Source organism: Pseudomonas sp. IPO3778 (assembly GCF_013386825.1).
In the GTDB taxonomy this organism is placed as follows: Bacteria; Pseudomonadota; Gammaproteobacteria; order Pseudomonadales; family Pseudomonadaceae; genus Aquipseudomonas.
Genome location: NZ_JACARC010000054.1, coordinates 1 through 565 on the forward strand (window position 1 = coordinate 1; position 565 = coordinate 565).

At 55.8% G+C, this 565-nt stretch carries 1 protein-coding gene; it reads right to left on the reverse strand.

The genetic code is table 11. The annotated features are described in order from the left end of the window. Positions 1-76: 76 nt before the first annotated feature. On the reverse strand, positions 77-565 hold a 489-nt coding region (locus HX855_RS26800; protein ID WP_177089956.1), incomplete at its 5' end, for a transposase.

The window sequence follows — 565 nt, forward strand, 5'->3', positions numbered from 1 at the left end:
CGCAGCCCAACGGGGGGGACTGTCAGATTTTTTGTGTGCGGGCCGATAATGGCCTGCCGTCAGGCAGGCCGTGCTTTTACCAGGTCGGCCTGATAAATCGGTCTCCGTACAGAATCGCGAATTGATTCATCGCGCTCTTCCAGTCAGGGGCCGCAGAGCCCCAGTTTGCTGTGATATTACGCAGTCCAAGCCAGATCAGTTTAGTTGCCGCATCGTCAGTCGGGAAGTGGCCGCGGGTCTTGATGATCTTGCGTAGCTGAGCGTTGATGCTCTCGATCGCGTTGGTGGTATAGATCACTTTCCGGATGGCCGGCGGGAAAACAAAGAATGGAATCACTCGATCCCAAGCGCGCCTCCAGGCGGCCACGACCGTTGGATACTGCTTGCCCCAGGGCCCGTTTTCAAATTCATCTAATGCCTTCTCAGCCGCTTCTGCGTTGATGGCCTGATAAATCGGCTTCAGAGCTTTGGCCAGTACTCGACGCTTGTCCCAAGCCGCGTAGTCCAGGCTGTTGCGGATCAAATGCACAATGCATGTCTGCAGTGTTGTTTCTGGAAACACCGC